The sequence below is a fragment of the Stutzerimonas sp. S1 genome (assembly GCF_025966695.1).
Classification (GTDB): Bacteria; Pseudomonadota; Gammaproteobacteria; order Pseudomonadales; family Pseudomonadaceae; genus Stutzerimonas.
Genome location: NZ_JAOEIY010000005.1, coordinates 194756 through 209733, shown reverse-complemented (window position 1 = coordinate 209733; position 14978 = coordinate 194756). Strand labels below are relative to the sequence as shown.

Here is a 14978-nt window from a genome sequence, read left to right as displayed (position 1 = left end):
TATCCCGGCGAAACAAAGCGGTATGGTAGCGGAAAATCCGCCTGCCACGCTGCAGCAAGGGGGCGCGGCAGGTCCGACCGCCATGCCGATAGCCGCCCCGCTGTTCACGCCTGTACTCTGTGCAGAGCTCGGTACTGCTGAAGGTTTCCCATGTGCCTAATCGTTTTCGCCTGGCGGCCTGCACATGCACTGCCGCTGGTTGTCGCCGCCAACCGTGACGAGTTTCACGAGCGTCCCAGCCTAGCTCTGGCCGCCTGGGATGATGCGCCCGACATCATCGGCGGCCGCGACCTGCAGGCAGGCGGCACCTGGATGGGCATCCGTCCCGACGGTCGTTTCGCCGCGCTGACCAACATCCGCGCTGGTGGCCAGCCACCCGGCCGGCGCAGTCGCGGCGAACTGCCGGAGCAGTACCTGCGCAGCGATCTTCATCCCGCCGAATACCTCGCCAAGCTGGCCGGATGCGTCGACGACTACGCCGGCTTCAACCTACTGGCCGGCACCGCCGAAGAGCTCTGGCATTTCAATTCCCAGCTCGGTAAGCCGCAGCGACTCGACGCCGGCGTCTACGGTCTTAGCAACGCCGATCTGGATACACCCTGGCCCAAGCTGCGCCGGGCCCGCGCGGCATTGGTTGCGCAGCTAGGAGCCGCGCAGCCGGAGTCTCTGCTGCAACTGCTCAGCGATGATCAGCCAGCAGCGGATGCGGAGCTGCCGAGCACCGGTGTACCACCGGAGTGGGAGCGCCGGCTGTCCAGCATCTTCATCGCCAGTCCGGAATATGGCACGCGCGCCAGCACTGCCCTGCTGCGTTGGCAAGACGGGACGCTGGACATTCGGGAGCGCCGTTTCGGCCCCGAGGGAATGCTGGGCGAGAGCGCTTACCGCCATCCATCATCGCGCTGAGGCGGCGCTCGCTGGCGAGCGCCGTGGGCACCTCACACCGCTGCGGATGGATTGATCAGCCGATTCAAGCCAAGGTTGCGCAGCGTCAACTGCACGGTGGCGTGAATCACCTGCGGGCTATCGAGCACCATGACCCGCGCCAGCAGCTCGCGGGCAGTCTGCATGCTGACCTGGCGCAGTAGCCACTTGACCTTGGGCAGGTTGGTGGCGTTCATCGACAGGCTGTCGAAACCCATCGCCAGCAACAGCATCGCGGCGGCCGGGTCGCCGGCCATCTCGCCGCAGATACTCACGGGCTTGCCCTCGTCGTGAGCCTCGTTGACCACTCGTTGCAGCGCCTCTAGTACTGCGGGATGCAGGTAATCATAGAGATCGGCGACGCGCGGATTGTTGCGGTCCACCGCCAGCAGATACTGGGTCAGGTCGTTGGAACCAACCGAGATGAAGTCCACCATGCGTGCCAGCTCGCTGGTCAGGTAGACCGCAGCCGGCACCTCGATCATTACGCCCACCGGCGGCATCTGGACATCCAGGCCCTCGTCGCGTACCTCACCCCAGGCACGGTGAATCAGGTGCAGCGCCTCTTCCAGCTCGCGCAACCCGGAGATCATAGGCAGCAAGATACGCAGGTTGTTCAGCCCGACGCTGGCCTTGAGCATGGCGCGAGTCTGTAGCAGGAAAATCTCCGGGTGATCCAGCGTGACGCGGATGCCGCGCCAGCCGAGGAAGGGATTCTCTTCCTTGATCGGGAAATAGGGCAGTGACTTGTCGCCACCGATGTCCAGACTGCGCATGGTCACCGGCAGCGGATGGAAGGCTTCGAGCTGTTCGCGATAGATCGCCATCTGCTCTTTTTCGCTGGGGAAGCGTTCCTTGATCATGAAGGGCACTTCGGTCCGGTACAGGCCGACGCCCTCGGCGCCACGCTCCTGCGCACGCACCACGTCGGCGAGCAGCCCGGTGTTGACCCACAACGGGATGCGATGACCGTCGGTGGTCTCGCAGGGCAGCTCGCGCAGCACGTCCAGCCCTTCGGAGAGCTGACGCTCCTGCTCGGCGAGCACCTCGTACTGCTCGCGCAACATCTTGCCGGGGTTGGTGATGATCTCGCCGCGGTAGCCATCGATGATCAGCTCGATACCATCGACCTTCGAATAAGGCAGGTCGACCGCACCCATCACCGTGGGAATTCCCATCGCGCGGGCCAGGATCGCCACGTGCGAGTTGCTCGAACCGAGCACCGAAACCATGCCGACCAGCTTGCCTTCCGGCACCTCGCCGAGCATCGCCGGCGACAGTTCCTCGCTGACCAGAATGGTTTTGTCCGGATAGGTCAGGGTCTGGTGGTGGGCTTCCTGGAGATAGCCCAACAGGCGTCGACCGATATCCTTGACGTCCGAAGCCCGCTCGCGCAGGTAGGCATCATCCATCATCTCGAAGCGCCGTACATGCTCGTTGACCACTTGCCGCAGCGCACCCTGCGCCCATTGGCCGGTACGGATCACCTTGCTGACCTCGCCGGCCAACGCCGAGTCATCCAGCATCATCAGGTAGACGTCGAACAGCGCGCGTTCTTCCTTGCGCATCTGCGTGGCGAGCTTCTCGGATAGCGCCCGCATGTCGGCACGAACCGCCTCAAGAGCGGTCTCGAAAAGCGCGAGTTCGGCGCCGATGTCATCGACAGTCTTGTCCGGCACCACATCCAGATCGGCCGGCGGCAGCACTACCAGCGCAGTACCAACGGCGGCCCCCGGCGCGCCGGGAATGCCAATGAAACGGGTCTCCTGAATGCCCTTGCCCTGCCGGCCGAGGCCACGGATCGAGCCGGTCGCCTCCGCGTGGGCGATGACGCCGGCGAGCTGCGCACTCATGGTGACGAGAAACGCCTCCTCACCCTCGTCGAATTGACGGCGCTCCTTCTGCTGGATGACCAGCACGCCCATCACCCGACGGTGGTGAATGATCGGTGCACCGAGGAAGGACGCATAACGCTCCTCGCCGGTCTCGGCGAAATAGCGGTAACGCGGGTGTTCGGAGGCGTGCTCGAGATTGAGCGGTTCCTCGCGGGTGCCGACGAGGCCGACCAGACCTTCGTTGGGTGCCATGCTGACCTTGCCGATGGCGCGCTTGTTCAGGCCTTCAGTGGCCATCAGGACGAAGCGTTCGGTTTCCGGATCGAGCAGATAGACCGAGCAGACCTGGCTGCCCATGGCCTCCTTGACTCTCAGCACGATGATGCCCAATGCCGCTTTGAGGTCCTTGGCGGCGTTCACTTCCTGGACAATCTTGCGCAGCGTGCCGAGCATGCTCAGAGGCTTTCTCCCCGTCTCAGTCCCGCACCGGCAGACGCGGGGCGAGTTCTTTAAGTGCGCGACGATAGACCTCGCGCTTGAAGGTGACCACCTGCCCCAGCGGATACCAGTAGCTGACCCAGCGCCAGCCGTCGAATTCCGGCTTGCCGGTCAGGTCCATGCGCACCCGTTCCTCGGACGCGGTCAGGCGCAGCAGGAACCACTTCTGCTTCTGACCGATGCACAGCGGCTGGCTATGGGTGCGTACCAGACGCTGCGGTAGACGATAACGCAACCAGCCCCGGGTGCAGGCGAGGATGTTCACATCCTGCTCTTCCAGCCCGACTTCTTCGTTGAGCTCGCGATACAGCGCTTCCTCGGGAGTCTCGCGCGAATTGATGCCACCCTGCGGAAACTGCCACGCATCCTGGTTGATCCGTCGCGCCCACAGCACCTGCCCGACATCATTGGTCAGGATGATGCCGACATTCGGGCGAAAACCATCGGAATCGATCACGGCTAGCAACCTCGCAAACGCATGTCGCCGCATTGTTCCACAAAATGACAACGAGCCGAAAGCGCGGAAAGTGGCCAGTTCGCGCCTGGCCGACCATGGGAAAGGCGGGCGACGCGTGGCGCCGGGGATGCATTCCGTTATGCTTGCGCGGCCATCAAACTTCCGAGGAATTCTTCCGTGCGCCTGGCTCTATTCGATCTCGACAACACCCTGCTGGCCGGTGACAGTGACCATGCCTGGGGCGAATACCTTTGCCAGCGCGGCATTGTCGACGCCGACAGCTATCGGGCCCGCAACGACGCCTTCTATCAGGACTACCTCAACGGTAACCTCGACGTGCACGCTTACCAGAACTTCTGCCAGGAGTTGCTCGGCCGCAGCGACATGGCGCAGCTGCAGATCTGGCATGAGGAGTTCATGCGCGAGCACATCGAGCCGATCGTGCTGAGCAAGGGCGAGGCGTTGCTGCGCCAGCATCTCGAGGCAGGCGACCGTGTGGTGATCATCACCGCCACCAATCGCTTCATCACTGGCCCGATCGCCGCGCGCCTCGGAGTCGACACGCTGCTGGCCACCGAATGCGAGATGCGCGACGGCCGTTACACCGGGCGTCTCACCGACATCCCTTGTTTCCAGGAAGGCAAGGTTGCGCGCATCGAGCGCTGGCTGGCGGAAACCGAGCAGACGCTGGAAGACAGCTACTTTTACAGCGATTCGCGCAACGACCTGCCGTTGCTGGAACGGGTTACGCACCCGGTCGCCGTCGACCCGGATCCAACCCTGCGCCAGATCGCCGAACAGCGGGGCTGGCGCATCATCTCGCTACGCTGAGCCAGCAAAGCGTTCACCGAGCCGGACACAGCGATCGAGGCGTCAGACCGGCTTGGCGCCCATCAGGCCGCTGATGGCCAGCAATATCAGCAGGATCAGACCGGCATAGGCTGCGCAGAAACGCAGTAACCGCACCGGTGCCGGCACCTCGCCCAGCGCCGCCCAGGCGCGCAGGCGACCGGCGAGCAACAGCCCCAGCGGCAACAGCACGACGAACAGCGCAGAGCTACCGAGCAGCCACATCTGGCCCAACGGCCAACCGGCCAGATGCACCAGCCACCAGCCGCTCAGCGGCAATGACAAGCCCAGTAGCGCGAGCAGCGGCAACGAGATCAACCGGGTGCGTCGCAGCTTGCGCTGCAGCACCGCAGGGTCGCCGCGACGCGAAGCCTTCCATAGCATCAGCCAGTGGGCAACCAGCCCGAGCATCAGCAGTATCGCCGACCCGCCGTGGACGATTCGCAGCAGCAGATAATGGTCCATTTGCTCTCCTGACGGCCGGTTCGTTCAGCCGAGAAACAGCCGGTAGGCCGGGTTCTCGCTTTCATCCCAGTAGCGATAGCCGATCTTGTCCAATGCCGCCGGGACCAGATGCCGCTCGTCAGCGGGCACCTGCAGTCCGGCGACCACGCGGCCGTCGGCGGCGCCGTGGTTACGGTAGTGGAACATCGAGATGTTCCAGCGCCCGCCGAGCTTGTTGAGAAAGTTGAACAGCGCGCCGGGACGTTCGGGAAATTCGAAACGCAGCACCATCTCGTCACTGACCGCGGCCGCGTGGCCGCCAACCATATGGCGGATGTGCAGCTTGGCCAGCTCGTTGTCGGTCAGATCGAGCACCGGGAAGCCCTTGTCGCGCAACCCCTCCACCAGCGCTGCGCGCGGATCGTTTTCCGGATGGGTCTGCACGCCGACAAAGATGTGCGCCTCGCGATTGGTGTGGTAGCGGTAGTTGAATTCGGTGATCTGGCGCTTACCGATCGCCTCGCAGAACGCTTTGAAGCTGCCTGGCTGTTCCGGAATGGTCACGGCGATGATCGCCTCGCGCTTCTCGCCCAGTTCGGCGCGTTCGGCGACATGGCGCAGACGGTCGAAATTGACGTTGGCGCCCGAATCGATCGCCACCAGCACCTGACCGCTTACACCTTCGCGCTCGACATACTTCTTGATCCCGGCCACGCCCAGCGCACCAGCGGGTTCAGTGATCGAGCGGGTATCGTCGTAGATGTCCTTGATCGCCGCGCAGATCTCGTCGGTGCTAACCGTGATGACTTCATCGACGTAGTGCTTGCAGACATTGAACGTGTGCTCGCCGATCTGCGCTACCGCGACGCCATCGGCGAACAATCCAACCTGCTCGAGCACCACGCGCTCGCCCGCGGCCATGGCCGCCTGCAGGCAGTTGGAGTCGTCCGGTTCGACGCCGATCACCCGCGTCTGCGGGTACAGGTACTTCACGTAGGCCGCAATCCCGGCGACCAGCCCGCCACCGCCGACCGGGACGAAGATCGCATTGATCGGTCCCTGATGCTGGCGCAGGATCTCCATCGCCACGGTGCCCTGGCCGGCAATCACGTCAGGATCGTCGTAGGGATGGATGTACACGAGCCCCTTTTCCTCGACCAGTTTCAGCGAGTAGGCCAGCGCTTCCGGAAACGCATCTCCATGCAGCACTACCTTGCCGCCGCGGGCGCGCACGCCCTGCACCTTCAACTCCGGCGTGGTGCGCGGCATGACGATCGTCGCCTTGATGCCCAGATGCTTGGCTGCCAGTGCAACGCCCTGCGCGTGATTGCCCGCCGAAGCGGTCACCACGCCACGCGCCAACTCCTCGGCCGACAACTGCGCCAGCTTGTTGTAGGCGCCGCGTACCTTGAAGGAGAACACTGGCTGCAGATCCTCACGCTTGAGCAGAATCTGGTTGCCGATACGCTCGGACAGCTGGCGGGCAGGTTGCAGCGGGGTTTCGATGGCGACGTCGTAGACGCGCGAGGTGAGGATCTTCTTGACGTAATGTTCGAGCATTCTGGCTATCTTGGCGGGGCTTGCGGGGAACGCCGAGTCTACCCCCGCGAACGCCCCGGCGACCACCGGCAATCCGCGCAACCCTCGACGGCGCGGCAAACGAGACCGGCCGCCGGCAGGGGGCTATAATCGGCGCCTTGTCTTACCCGCCCGGATTCATCCATGACCCAGGATCAGCTCAAGCAGGCCGTCGCCCAGGCCGCCGTCGACTACATCGTGCCCAAGCTCAACGATCGCAGCATCGTCGGCGTCGGTACCGGTTCCACTGCCAACTTCTTCATCGACCTGCTGGCCAAGCACAAGGGCTTCTTCGATGGTGCGGTGGCCAGCTCCGAGGCCACCGCCGAGCGCCTGAAACAGCACGGCATCCCGGTCTACGACCTGAACTCGGTGAGCGAACTGGAGTTCTACGTCGACGGCGCCGACGAGGCCAACAAGCACCTCGAGCTGATCAAGGGCGGTGGCGCAGCCCTGACCCGCGAGAAGATCGTCGCGGCAGTCGCCAAAACCTTCATCTGCATTGCCGATGCCAGCAAGCTGGTCGAGCGGCTGGGCGCTTATCCGCTGCCGGTGGAAGTCATCCCGATGGCACGCAGCCATGTGGCGCGCGAACTGGTGAAGCTCGGCGGCGATCCGGTCTACCGCGACGGCGTGGTGACCGACAACGGCAACGTCATTCTCGACGTACACAACCTGATGATCGGTTTCGCGCCCGAGCTGGAAGACAAGATCAACAACATCGTCGGCGTGGTCACCAACGGCCTGTTCGCCATGCGCTCGGCCGATCTCCTGTTGCTCGGCACCGACAGCGGCGTGCAGACGCTCAAGCGCTGAAGGGCGGACGCTGAAGCGCAGCGGCACGATGTGCCGGTAGCGACTACGCTTGGATGACGCTGCGTCGAAAACGGCGCAGCCCATCACAGGAGGTGTCGCCATGTCTGGCAAGTTCCAGTTGAAGAAATCCAGCAACGGCCAGTTCCATTTCAACCTGTTGGCCAGCAACGGGCAGGTCGTGCTGTCCAGCGAACAGTACAAAGCTCATGCTTCCGCGTTGAACGGCATCGATTCGGTACGCAAGAACGCGACACGCGAAGGGGCCTTCGAGGTCAAGGAAGCGAGCAACGGCAAATACTACTTCGTACTCAAGGCAAGCAACGGTCAGATCATCGGCCAGAGCCAGATGTATGCGAGCCTGAGCAGCGCCGAGCACGGCTGCGAATCGGTGCAGAACCACGCGCCGCAAGCGATGTTGCAGGACGAAAGCGCCGCGGCGACCGGCTGAGCCGGTCCACTCACTTGCGGAACACGTAGAACAGGTTCGGCTCGCTGACCAGGTACAACGTGCCGTCCATCGCCATGGCGAGGCCTTCGGGCTGCGGTACGTCGGCCTCGAGCCCATGTTGGCCCCGCTTCAGCAATAGGCTGCTGAGCGGTCGGCCGCTGGTATCCAGCTCGACCACCAACCGCGACTCGTCCGACAGCGCCAGCAGGTGCCCGCTCCGCTCATCGAACTGCAGACTGGACAGGTCGCGCACAAACAGTCGGGCCTCGTGCTCACTGATCTGCACCGACAGCGTCGGCTCGGCGTAGGGGAAGCCGGAGATCTCGTAGATTCGCACCGGATTACGTTCCTTTGCGACGAACAGGCGCTTGCCGGCCGTATCGTAGGCCAGGCCCTCGAAGCCCTTGTTGCCGTTGCGGTCGATGCCCAGCGAGAGCTGTGACGCGTGCGCCGCATCAATGACCGTTGTCTGTTCGTCAACTTGGATCCGTAGCAGCCGCTGCAGACGCTCGTCGCTGATCACGTACACGCCTTCGGAAATGTATTCGATCGCTTCCGGGTCGCCAAAGCCGACCAGCGGAATGGCGCGCAGCAGGTCGCCTTCCAGGCTGAGCTCCAGCCAGTGCGGGTTGCCGTTGGTAACGGCGATCAGGCTGTTGCGATCCGGATCGAAGGTCAGCGCCGAGAGATCGTCGTCTATGCCACGGACGACCTTCCCCTGGATCGTTGCCCGATAATCGGGTAGCCACAATGAGCTCGCCTGGCGCTGCTCGGCCTGATGCCACTGACCGAGATGGAACCAGCCACGTTCGAACAGGCGGTAATGAATGCCGGCCGCGATGGCCAGCAACACGACGACGCCGAGCAGCGCAGCCAGAAGGAATTTCGACGCACGCATGACACCCACTTCGTTCTAGTTCGGGAGTTGCGATTGTGTCGCGCCCGGCTTACACCAAACTTAACCGGCGCAGCGACTCAGCGCTTGCGACTGAACACGTAGAAACGATTGGGCTCACCGACCACATAGATATTGCCTTCACCGTCCATCGCCACGCCCTCGGCCTGCTCGATGCCCTGCACCAGGCCGTTCACCCCTCCGAACAGACTGATGAAACTGCGCGGCTGGCCTTGCAGATCCAGCTCCACCAGCAGTCGCGACTCGTCGGAGAGCATCAGCGTGTGGCCACTGCGCGGGTCGATGGCGACGGAGGAAATGTCGCGCACCAGCAACCTCTGCCCAGGCACGGCGTGCAGCGTACCGGCTGCGCCGTCCTCGCCGGGAAACGGCAGTTCGAACAACCCCTGCGGATCACGCTCCTTGGCCAGCAACAGGCGCTGCGTACGCGGATTCCAGGCCAGGCCCTCAAAGCCCTTGTTGCCGGCATCGGCGAAACCCAAGTCGTAACTGGCCAGGTCCTCCAGGTCGAGGCTTTCCACGTCAGGCTCGAGGCGAAATACGGCCACCAGCCGACGACGCTCGTCGACGATCGCCAGGCGGCCATCCCCCAGCGCTTCCACCGCCTCGGGATCGGCGAAGCCAGTCAGCGTGACGCGGCGCAGGACGACGCCGGCCGGGGTGAACTCGATTAACTGGGGATGCTTGCCGGTGACGGTAAAAAGCGTGCCGGTCAGTGGATTCCAGGTCAGCCCGGAGGTCTCGTCCTTTTCCAACCCGGCGAGCGTGGTTTCCAGCACCAGCTCATAGTCCGGCAGCCAGATACCGGCGGCGCGCTGCTCGGCACTCACCGACCGTTCGCTCCAGTACAAGCGCAGCTGATCGTCCCAGTGCAGCAGGCGGCCAGCCACAAGCAATGCCGTGAGCAACAGCAGCAGAACGGCAGCGACGATCAAGCGCCAGCGGAAAATTCGAACGGGCATGGGATGCATTCCGGCGAAGGATGCCGGATTACAACACGAGAGCGGTTGACAAAGAAGCAGCATACGCGGCGGGCTTGCCCCGCCGCGTAGAGGTCACAGCACGCGGCTTTCGAAGCGCGACAGGCCGACCAACTCCAGCACCAGCTGATCGCCCTGCTTGAGCGGGCCGACGCCGGCCGGCGTACCGGTCAGCACCACATCGCCCGGTTGCAGGCTGAAGTGCCCGGCGATGTGTTGCAGCAGCGGCAGGATGGCATTGAGCATCTGACTGCTGTTACCGTCCTGCCGCACCTCGCCGTTGATGCTCAAGCGAATGCCGATATCACCCAGGTCTTCTACTGCGCTAGCCGGCACGAAGGGCGCCAGTACGCAGGCTCCATCGAAGCTCTTGGCGATTTCCCAGGGATGCCCCTTCTCCTTGAGCTTGGCCTGCACGTCGCGCAAGGTAAGGTCCAGTGCCGGGGCGAAGCCGGAAATGGCATCGCGCACCTCTTCGTCGTTGGGCTTGCGCGACAGCGGCTTGCCGATCAGCACGGCAATTTCCGCCTCGTAGTGCACCGCACCGCGATCGCTGGGGATGCTGAAACCATCGTCCAGCGGCACGGTGCAGCTGCCGGCCTTGATGAACAGCAGCGGCTCGGTCGGCACCGGGTTGTTCAGCTCCTTGGCGTGCTCGGCGTAGTTGCGACCGATGCAGACGACCTTGCCCAGCGGATAGTGGATCGGCGTGCCGTCGGTGTAGTGGTGCTGGTAGCTCATCGATGACTCCTTGGGTCGGTGGGCCACTCAGGCCGCGAAGATCTTGCCGGGGTTCATGATGCCGTTCGGGTCGAACACTGCCTTGACTGCCTTCATGTACTCGATTTCCACCGGTGAGCGGCTGTACTCGAGGTAGTCGCGCTTGGTCATGCCCACGCCATGTTCGGCGGAGATCGAGCCGTTGTACTTCTGCACGGTTTCGAACACCCACTTGTTCACCGTCGCGCACTTGCCGAAGAACTCGTCCTTGTCCATCGCATCGGGCTTGAGGATGTTCAAGTGCAGGTTGCCGTCGCCGATGTGGCCGAACCAGACGATCTCGAAGTCCGGGTAGTGCTCACCGACGATGGCGTCGATCTCCTTGAGGAAGGCCGGCACCTTGGCGATGGTCACCGAGATGTCGTTCTTGTACGGCGTCCAGTGACTGATGGTCTCGGAGATGTACTCGCGCAGCTTCCACAGGTTCTGCAGCTGCTGCTCGCTCTGGCTCATCACGCCATCGAGCACCCAGCCCTGCTCGACGCAATGCTCGAAGGTGGCCAGCGCCTGGTCGGCACGCTCGTCGGTGGTCGCCTCGAATTCCAGCAGCGCATAGAACGGGCAGTCGGTTTCGAACGGCGCCGGTACGTCACCGCGGCCGAGCACTTTGGCCAGCGCCTTGTCGGAGAAGAACTCGAAGGCGGTCAGGTCCAGCTTGTCCTGGAAGGCGTGCAGCACCGGCATGATCGAATCGAAATCCGGGGTGCCCAGCACCAGCGCGGTGAGGTTGGTCGGCTGGCGCTCCAGGCGCATGGTCGCTTCGACGACGAAGCCCAGCGTGCCTTCGGCGCCGATGAACAGCTGGCGCAGGTCATAGCCGGTGGCGTTCTTGATCAGGTCCTTGTTCAGCTCGAGCACGTCGCCCTTGCCGGTCACGACCTTCATCCCGGCGACCCAGTTGCGCGTCATGCCGTAGCGGATCACCTTGATGCCGCCGGCGTTGGTGCCGATGTTGCCGCCGATCTGGCTGGAGCCGGCGGAGGCGAAGTCCACCGGGTAGTACAGGCCCTTGTCCTCGGCGAACTGCTGCAGCTGCGCGGTGACCACGCCGGGCTGGCAGACGGCGGTGCGATCCGTCTCGTTGAAATCGAGAATCTGGTTCATGTAATCGAACGACACCACCACCTCGCCATTGGCGGCGACAGCGGCTGCGGAGAGTCCGGTACGTCCGCCCGAGGGCACCAGCGCGACCTTGTGGGCGTTGGCCCAGCGCACGATGGCCTGCACCTGCTCGATGCTCTTGGGAAACACGATGGCCGAGGGCGCCGGGGCGAAATGCTTGGTCCAGTCCTTGCCGTAGGCGTTCAGCGAATCGGCGTCGGTCAGCACTTTGCCGGGCTCGACCAGGGTTTTCAGCTCATCGATCAGGGCGGGGTCGGTCATCACGGGAACTCTCATACGATTCATGGTCACCCTGAGCACGCTTCAGCTCGGGGATGGGTGTTTCAGGGGGCTCGTATGCTAGCATACGCCCCCCTTTGAAACGTGCCTCGGCAGACTCCCGACACCGGCATTACCGGGTCGGCCAGCCTTCGCTGGACACTCCCAGTCATATCCTCCGGCCTTAAAGGTTTAAACGCAGATGAGCCAGACCTCTCTCGACAAGAGCAAGATCAAGTTTCTTCTTCTCGAAGGCGTGCACCAGAACGCCGTCGACACCCTCAAGGCCGCCGGTTACTCGAATATCGAATACCTCAAGACCGCGCTGTCCGGCGACGAGCTGAAGGCCAAGATCGCCGACGCCCACTTCGTCGGCATCCGTTCGCGTACTCAGCTCACCGAGGAAGTCTTCGACGCCGCGAAAAAGCTGATCGCCGTCGGCTGCTTCTGCATCGGCACCAACCAGGTCAACCTGAATGCCGCCCGCGAGCGCGGCATCGCAGTGTTCAACGCGCCTTATTCCAACACCCGTTCGGTGGCCGAGCTGGTGCTCGCCGAAGCCATCCTGTTGCTGCGCGGCATTCCGGAGAAGAACGCCTCCTGCCATCGCGGCGGCTGGATCAAGTCGGCGGCCAACTCCTTCGAGATCCGCGGCAAGAAGCTCGGCATCATCGGCTACGGCTCCATCGGCACCCAGCTCTCCGTACTGGCCGAAGCGCTGGGCATGCAGGTCTACTTCTACGACGTGGTGACCAAGCTGCCGCTGGGCAACGCTACCCAGATCGGCTCGCTGTACGAGCTGCTGGGCATGTGCGACATCGTCTCCCTGCACGTTCCCGAGCTGCCGTCCACCCAGTGGATGATTGGCGAGAAGGAAATCCGCGCGATGAAAAAAGGCGCCATCCTGATCAACGCTGCCCGCGGCACCGTGGTCGAGCTGGATCACCTAGCCGCCGCGATCAAGGACGAGCACCTGATCGGCGCCGCCATCGACGTGTTCCCGGTCGAGCCCAAGTCCAACGACGAGGAATTCGAAAGCCCGCTGCGTGGCCTGGATCGCGTGATCCTGACCCCGCACATCGGTGGTTCCACCGCCGAAGCGCAGGCCAACATCGGCCTGGAAGTCGCCGAGAAGCTGGTCAAGTACAGCGACAACGGCACCTCGGTGTCCTCGGTCAACTTCCCGGAAGTGGCGCTGCCGTCGCACCCGGGCAAGCACCGTCTGCTGCACATCCACCAGAACATTCCGGGTGTGATGAGCGAGATCAACAAGGTCTTCGCCGACAATGGCATCAACATCTGCGGCCAGTTCCTGCAGACCAACGAGAAGGTCGGCTACGTCGTCATCGACGTGGACAAGGAGTACTCCGACCTGGCGCTGGAGAAGCTGCAGCACGTCAACGGCACCATCCGCAGCCGCGTACTGTTCTGATCCGACAGTGTTGTGAATAAAAAGGGAGGCTTCGGCCTCCCTTTTTACATTGCCGTCGGACTCGCCCGGACCTCCGCGCCGGCCACTGCCCTGGCGACTCGGCAGCCGCTCAATAGGCGCCGCGCGCGCCGCCCTCGCCAGCCGTACCGGTAGTACCCTGCTCACCGTGCACCTCGCCATCGGCGCCCTGGTCGACCTCACCGGCCTGGGAGCCGTCATTCCCCGTGCCGCTGGTATCGGTACTGCCGCCTTTGCCGGTGGCCGATTCCTGCGCAGCACTGCCGAAGCCCTTACCGCTGTAGTCGCCACCGTGGGCGCTTTCCTCCATCGCCTCCTTGCCGTTCTCCGAGCGGCTGTTGGCAGTTTCACCAGCCGCATGCGCGCCCGAGGCAAGTAACGCCGCGAATGTCAGCAAAGCCATAGGGATCAGTTTCATGACCGTTCACCTTTGTCGAAGGATTCCCTAGATCGGGCAGCAGGCGACGCACAAGGTTTCATCCACCCCACCCTCACGACGACTCAGCGCAACGGTGACCCGGACTAGAGCGGCTGGCAGACCCACCGTCCGTCGCAAGTTGCTGACTGGAAACGTGCGGATGCGCGACACCGCGCTGGCTACGTGACCGTCGAAGCGGCTTAAACCGCTCGCTCGAACCAGCTCCACCTAACGACCGATTAGTTTCTAATTCTTGCCGTTTCGCTTATCGAGGCATGAACTTCACCGCCAAGTACTGGTCGTTTAGTAACTTTTTCACCAATCATTTTCATCAATCTCGCCCGACTGACCAGGTACCGAACATGGATGCGGATCTCACGCGGGACGCCCCCTCGCCCACTGTCACCCTGCTGACCGGGAACGAACTGCTAGGACTGTTCTTTCGTCACTTCCTCGGCGAGCAGGCCCACCTGGAGGTTGCGCTTGCCAACTTCCACCAGCGCGGCATCAGCCACTCGGACCTGATCCTGGTAGATGCCGGCCATGCGCAGACCGAAGAGCTTTCCGACCTGATCGACCAGTTCGACGAGCAGACGCCGCTGGCGCTGGTGAACATCGTTCCGGAGCAGGCCGAACAACTGCTCGAAAAACATCCCGGCATTCGTGGCGTGTTCTACAGCAACGCCACCCGCGAGCATCTGCTCAAGGGCATCTGCACGCTACTCGCCGGCGGCGACTGGCTACCGCGCATGCTGATGGAGCGCCTGCTCGGCCAGCTGCGGCGGATGCGCCACCTGGCCGAAAGCAAAGCCACATTGACCCTGCGCGAGCGGGAGATTCTCACGCTTGCCGGCAAGGGTCTGTCGAATGCGGAGATCGCCGACCAGCTGGGCCTCAGTCCGCACACCATCAAGAGCCATATCCACAACCTGCTGCGCAAGATCGGTGCATCCAACCGTGCCGAAGCCGCCTACCTGCTGCGAAGCCGTCTCGACTGGGGCGAGTATCGCGCCTGAGGGATGTCGCGAAGCTCGGCAACGCCGGTGCGCGTTTACACCCTTCGACGGATACCCGAGACACGCCCGGCCATGAAGAATCTCGACTCATCCGCTGGCTAGCACAGCGGATCGGGCGCCCCGCTCCGCAGCCCAACCGTATAGCGATAGGCCGCCGCCTCGGTCGGGCAGCCCGACAGCTACACTCCA

General features: G+C 63.4%; 15 protein-coding genes. 6 read left to right on the top strand and 9 right to left on the bottom strand.

Annotation, left to right across the window (positions count from 1 at the left end; translation table 11 throughout):
• The first annotated feature begins 150 nt into the window (after positions 1 to 150).
• Complete coding sequence (locus N8H22_RS12400; protein WP_264590819.1) at positions 151 to 906, top strand: NRDE family protein; 756 nt, start codon at positions 151 to 153, stop codon at positions 904 to 906.
• A gap of 32 nt (positions 907 to 938) precedes the next feature.
• On the opposite strand, the gene ptsP is transcribed toward N8H22_RS12400, so the two are convergent.
• Together ptsP and N8H22_RS12390 are read right to left on the bottom strand one after the other, a co-directional pair.
• Positions 939 to 3212, bottom strand: a complete 2274-nt coding sequence (gene ptsP, locus N8H22_RS12395) for a phosphoenolpyruvate--protein phosphotransferase (RefSeq protein ID WP_264590818.1) — start codon at positions 3210 to 3212, stop codon at positions 939 to 941.
• Positions 3213 to 3234: 22 nt separating this feature from the next.
• Entirely contained in the window at positions 3235 to 3714 is a 480-nt protein-coding gene (locus N8H22_RS12390; RefSeq protein WP_264590817.1) for an RNA pyrophosphohydrolase, read from the bottom strand.
• 177 nt (positions 3715 to 3891) lie between these two features.
• Here N8H22_RS12390 and N8H22_RS12385 point away from each other — a divergent pair, with 177 nt between their 5' ends.
• The gene (locus N8H22_RS12385) at positions 3892 to 4545 is read left to right on the top strand and encodes an HAD family hydrolase (RefSeq protein ID WP_264590816.1); all 654 of its coding nucleotides are present in this window, start codon (positions 3892 to 3894) and stop codon (positions 4543 to 4545) included.
• A 42-nt stretch (positions 4546 to 4587) separates the two neighbouring features.
• Here N8H22_RS12385 and N8H22_RS12380 read toward each other — a convergent pair whose 3' ends face one another.
• A complete protein-coding gene (locus N8H22_RS12380; RefSeq protein WP_264590815.1) occupies positions 4588 to 5028 on the bottom strand; it encodes a DUF2269 domain-containing protein in 441 nt (146 codons plus the stop codon).
• A 24-nt stretch (positions 5029 to 5052) separates the two neighbouring features.
• Entirely contained in the window at positions 5053 to 6576 is a 1524-nt protein-coding gene (ilvA, locus tag N8H22_RS12375; protein ID WP_264591030.1) for a threonine ammonia-lyase, biosynthetic, read from the bottom strand.
• A 153-nt stretch (positions 6577 to 6729) separates the two neighbouring features.
• Here ilvA and rpiA point away from each other — a divergent pair, with 153 nt between their 5' ends.
• Positions 6730 to 7401, top strand: a complete 672-nt coding sequence (rpiA, locus tag N8H22_RS12370; protein ID WP_264590814.1) for a ribose-5-phosphate isomerase RpiA — start codon at positions 6730 to 6732, stop codon at positions 7399 to 7401.
• A 100-nt stretch (positions 7402 to 7501) separates the two neighbouring features.
• On the top strand, positions 7502 to 7849 hold the full coding sequence (locus tag N8H22_RS12365) for a YegP family protein (RefSeq protein ID WP_264590813.1): 348 nt from the start codon (positions 7502 to 7504) through the stop codon (positions 7847 to 7849).
• A 10-nt stretch (positions 7850 to 7859) separates the two neighbouring features.
• Here N8H22_RS12365 and N8H22_RS12360 read toward each other — a convergent pair whose 3' ends face one another.
• From N8H22_RS12360 to N8H22_RS12345, 4 genes are all read right to left on the bottom strand, one after another.
• Positions 7860 to 8747 (bottom strand): SdiA-regulated domain-containing protein, encoded by an 888-nt coding sequence (locus N8H22_RS12360; RefSeq protein WP_264590812.1) that lies wholly within the window; start codon positions 8745 to 8747, stop codon positions 7860 to 7862.
• A 77-nt stretch (positions 8748 to 8824) separates the two neighbouring features.
• Positions 8825 to 9727, bottom strand: a complete 903-nt coding sequence (locus N8H22_RS12355; protein WP_264590811.1) for an SdiA-regulated domain-containing protein — start codon at positions 9725 to 9727, stop codon at positions 8825 to 8827.
• A gap of 93 nt (positions 9728 to 9820) precedes the next feature.
• A complete protein-coding gene (locus N8H22_RS12350; protein ID WP_264590810.1) occupies positions 9821 to 10486 on the bottom strand; it encodes a fumarylacetoacetate hydrolase family protein in 666 nt (221 codons plus the stop codon).
• 27 nt (positions 10487 to 10513) lie between these two features.
• A complete protein-coding gene (locus tag N8H22_RS12345) occupies positions 10514 to 11908 on the bottom strand; it encodes an FAD-binding oxidoreductase (RefSeq protein WP_264590809.1) in 1395 nt (464 codons plus the stop codon).
• Positions 11909 to 12107: 199 nt separating this feature from the next.
• Here N8H22_RS12345 and serA point away from each other — a divergent pair, with 199 nt between their 5' ends.
• Positions 12108 to 13337, top strand: a complete 1230-nt coding sequence (serA, locus tag N8H22_RS12340; RefSeq protein WP_264590808.1) for a phosphoglycerate dehydrogenase — start codon at positions 12108 to 12110, stop codon at positions 13335 to 13337.
• Between the two features lie 109 nt (positions 13338 to 13446).
• On the opposite strand, the gene N8H22_RS12335 is transcribed toward serA, so the two are convergent.
• Complete coding sequence (locus N8H22_RS12335) at positions 13447 to 13773, bottom strand: hypothetical protein (RefSeq protein ID WP_264590807.1); 327 nt, start codon at positions 13771 to 13773, stop codon at positions 13447 to 13449.
• Between the two features lie 434 nt (positions 13774 to 14207).
• Here N8H22_RS12335 and N8H22_RS12330 point away from each other — a divergent pair, with 434 nt between their 5' ends.
• A complete protein-coding gene (locus tag N8H22_RS12330; protein WP_264591029.1) occupies positions 14208 to 14789 on the top strand; it encodes a response regulator transcription factor in 582 nt (193 codons plus the stop codon).
• Positions 14790 to 14978: the final 189 nt, after the last annotated feature.

What these genes read in the sequence shown, in the direction of transcription:
- N8H22_RS12355 (WP_264590811.1), bottom strand. Translation starts at nt 9,727, where the DNA reads ATGCCCGTTCGAATTTTCCGCTGGCGCTTGATCGTCGCTGCCGTTCTG.
- N8H22_RS12345 (WP_264590809.1), bottom strand. Translation starts at nt 11,908, where the DNA reads ATGACCGACCCCGCCCTGATCGATGAGCTGAAAACCCTGGTCGAGCCC.
- N8H22_RS12400 (WP_264590819.1), top strand. Translation starts at nt 151, where the DNA reads ATGTGCCTAATCGTTTTCGCCTGGCGGCCTGCACATGCACTGCCGCTG.
- rpiA (WP_264590814.1), top strand. Translation starts at nt 6,730, where the DNA reads ATGACCCAGGATCAGCTCAAGCAGGCCGTCGCCCAGGCCGCCGTCGAC.
- N8H22_RS12335 (WP_264590807.1), bottom strand. Translation starts at nt 13,773, where the DNA reads ATGAAACTGATCCCTATGGCTTTGCTGACATTCGCGGCGTTACTTGCC.
- N8H22_RS12365 (WP_264590813.1), top strand. Translation starts at nt 7,502, where the DNA reads ATGTCTGGCAAGTTCCAGTTGAAGAAATCCAGCAACGGCCAGTTCCAT.
- serA (WP_264590808.1), top strand. Translation starts at nt 12,108, where the DNA reads ATGAGCCAGACCTCTCTCGACAAGAGCAAGATCAAGTTTCTTCTTCTC.
- N8H22_RS12350 (WP_264590810.1), bottom strand. Translation starts at nt 10,486, where the DNA reads ATGAGCTACCAGCACCACTACACCGACGGCACGCCGATCCACTATCCG.
- N8H22_RS12360 (WP_264590812.1), bottom strand. Translation starts at nt 8,747, where the DNA reads ATGCGTGCGTCGAAATTCCTTCTGGCTGCGCTGCTCGGCGTCGTCGTG.
- ptsP (WP_264590818.1), bottom strand. Translation starts at nt 3,212, where the DNA reads ATGCTCGGCACGCTGCGCAAGATTGTCCAGGAAGTGAACGCCGCCAAG.
- N8H22_RS12380 (WP_264590815.1), bottom strand. Translation starts at nt 5,028, where the DNA reads ATGGACCATTATCTGCTGCTGCGAATCGTCCACGGCGGGTCGGCGATA.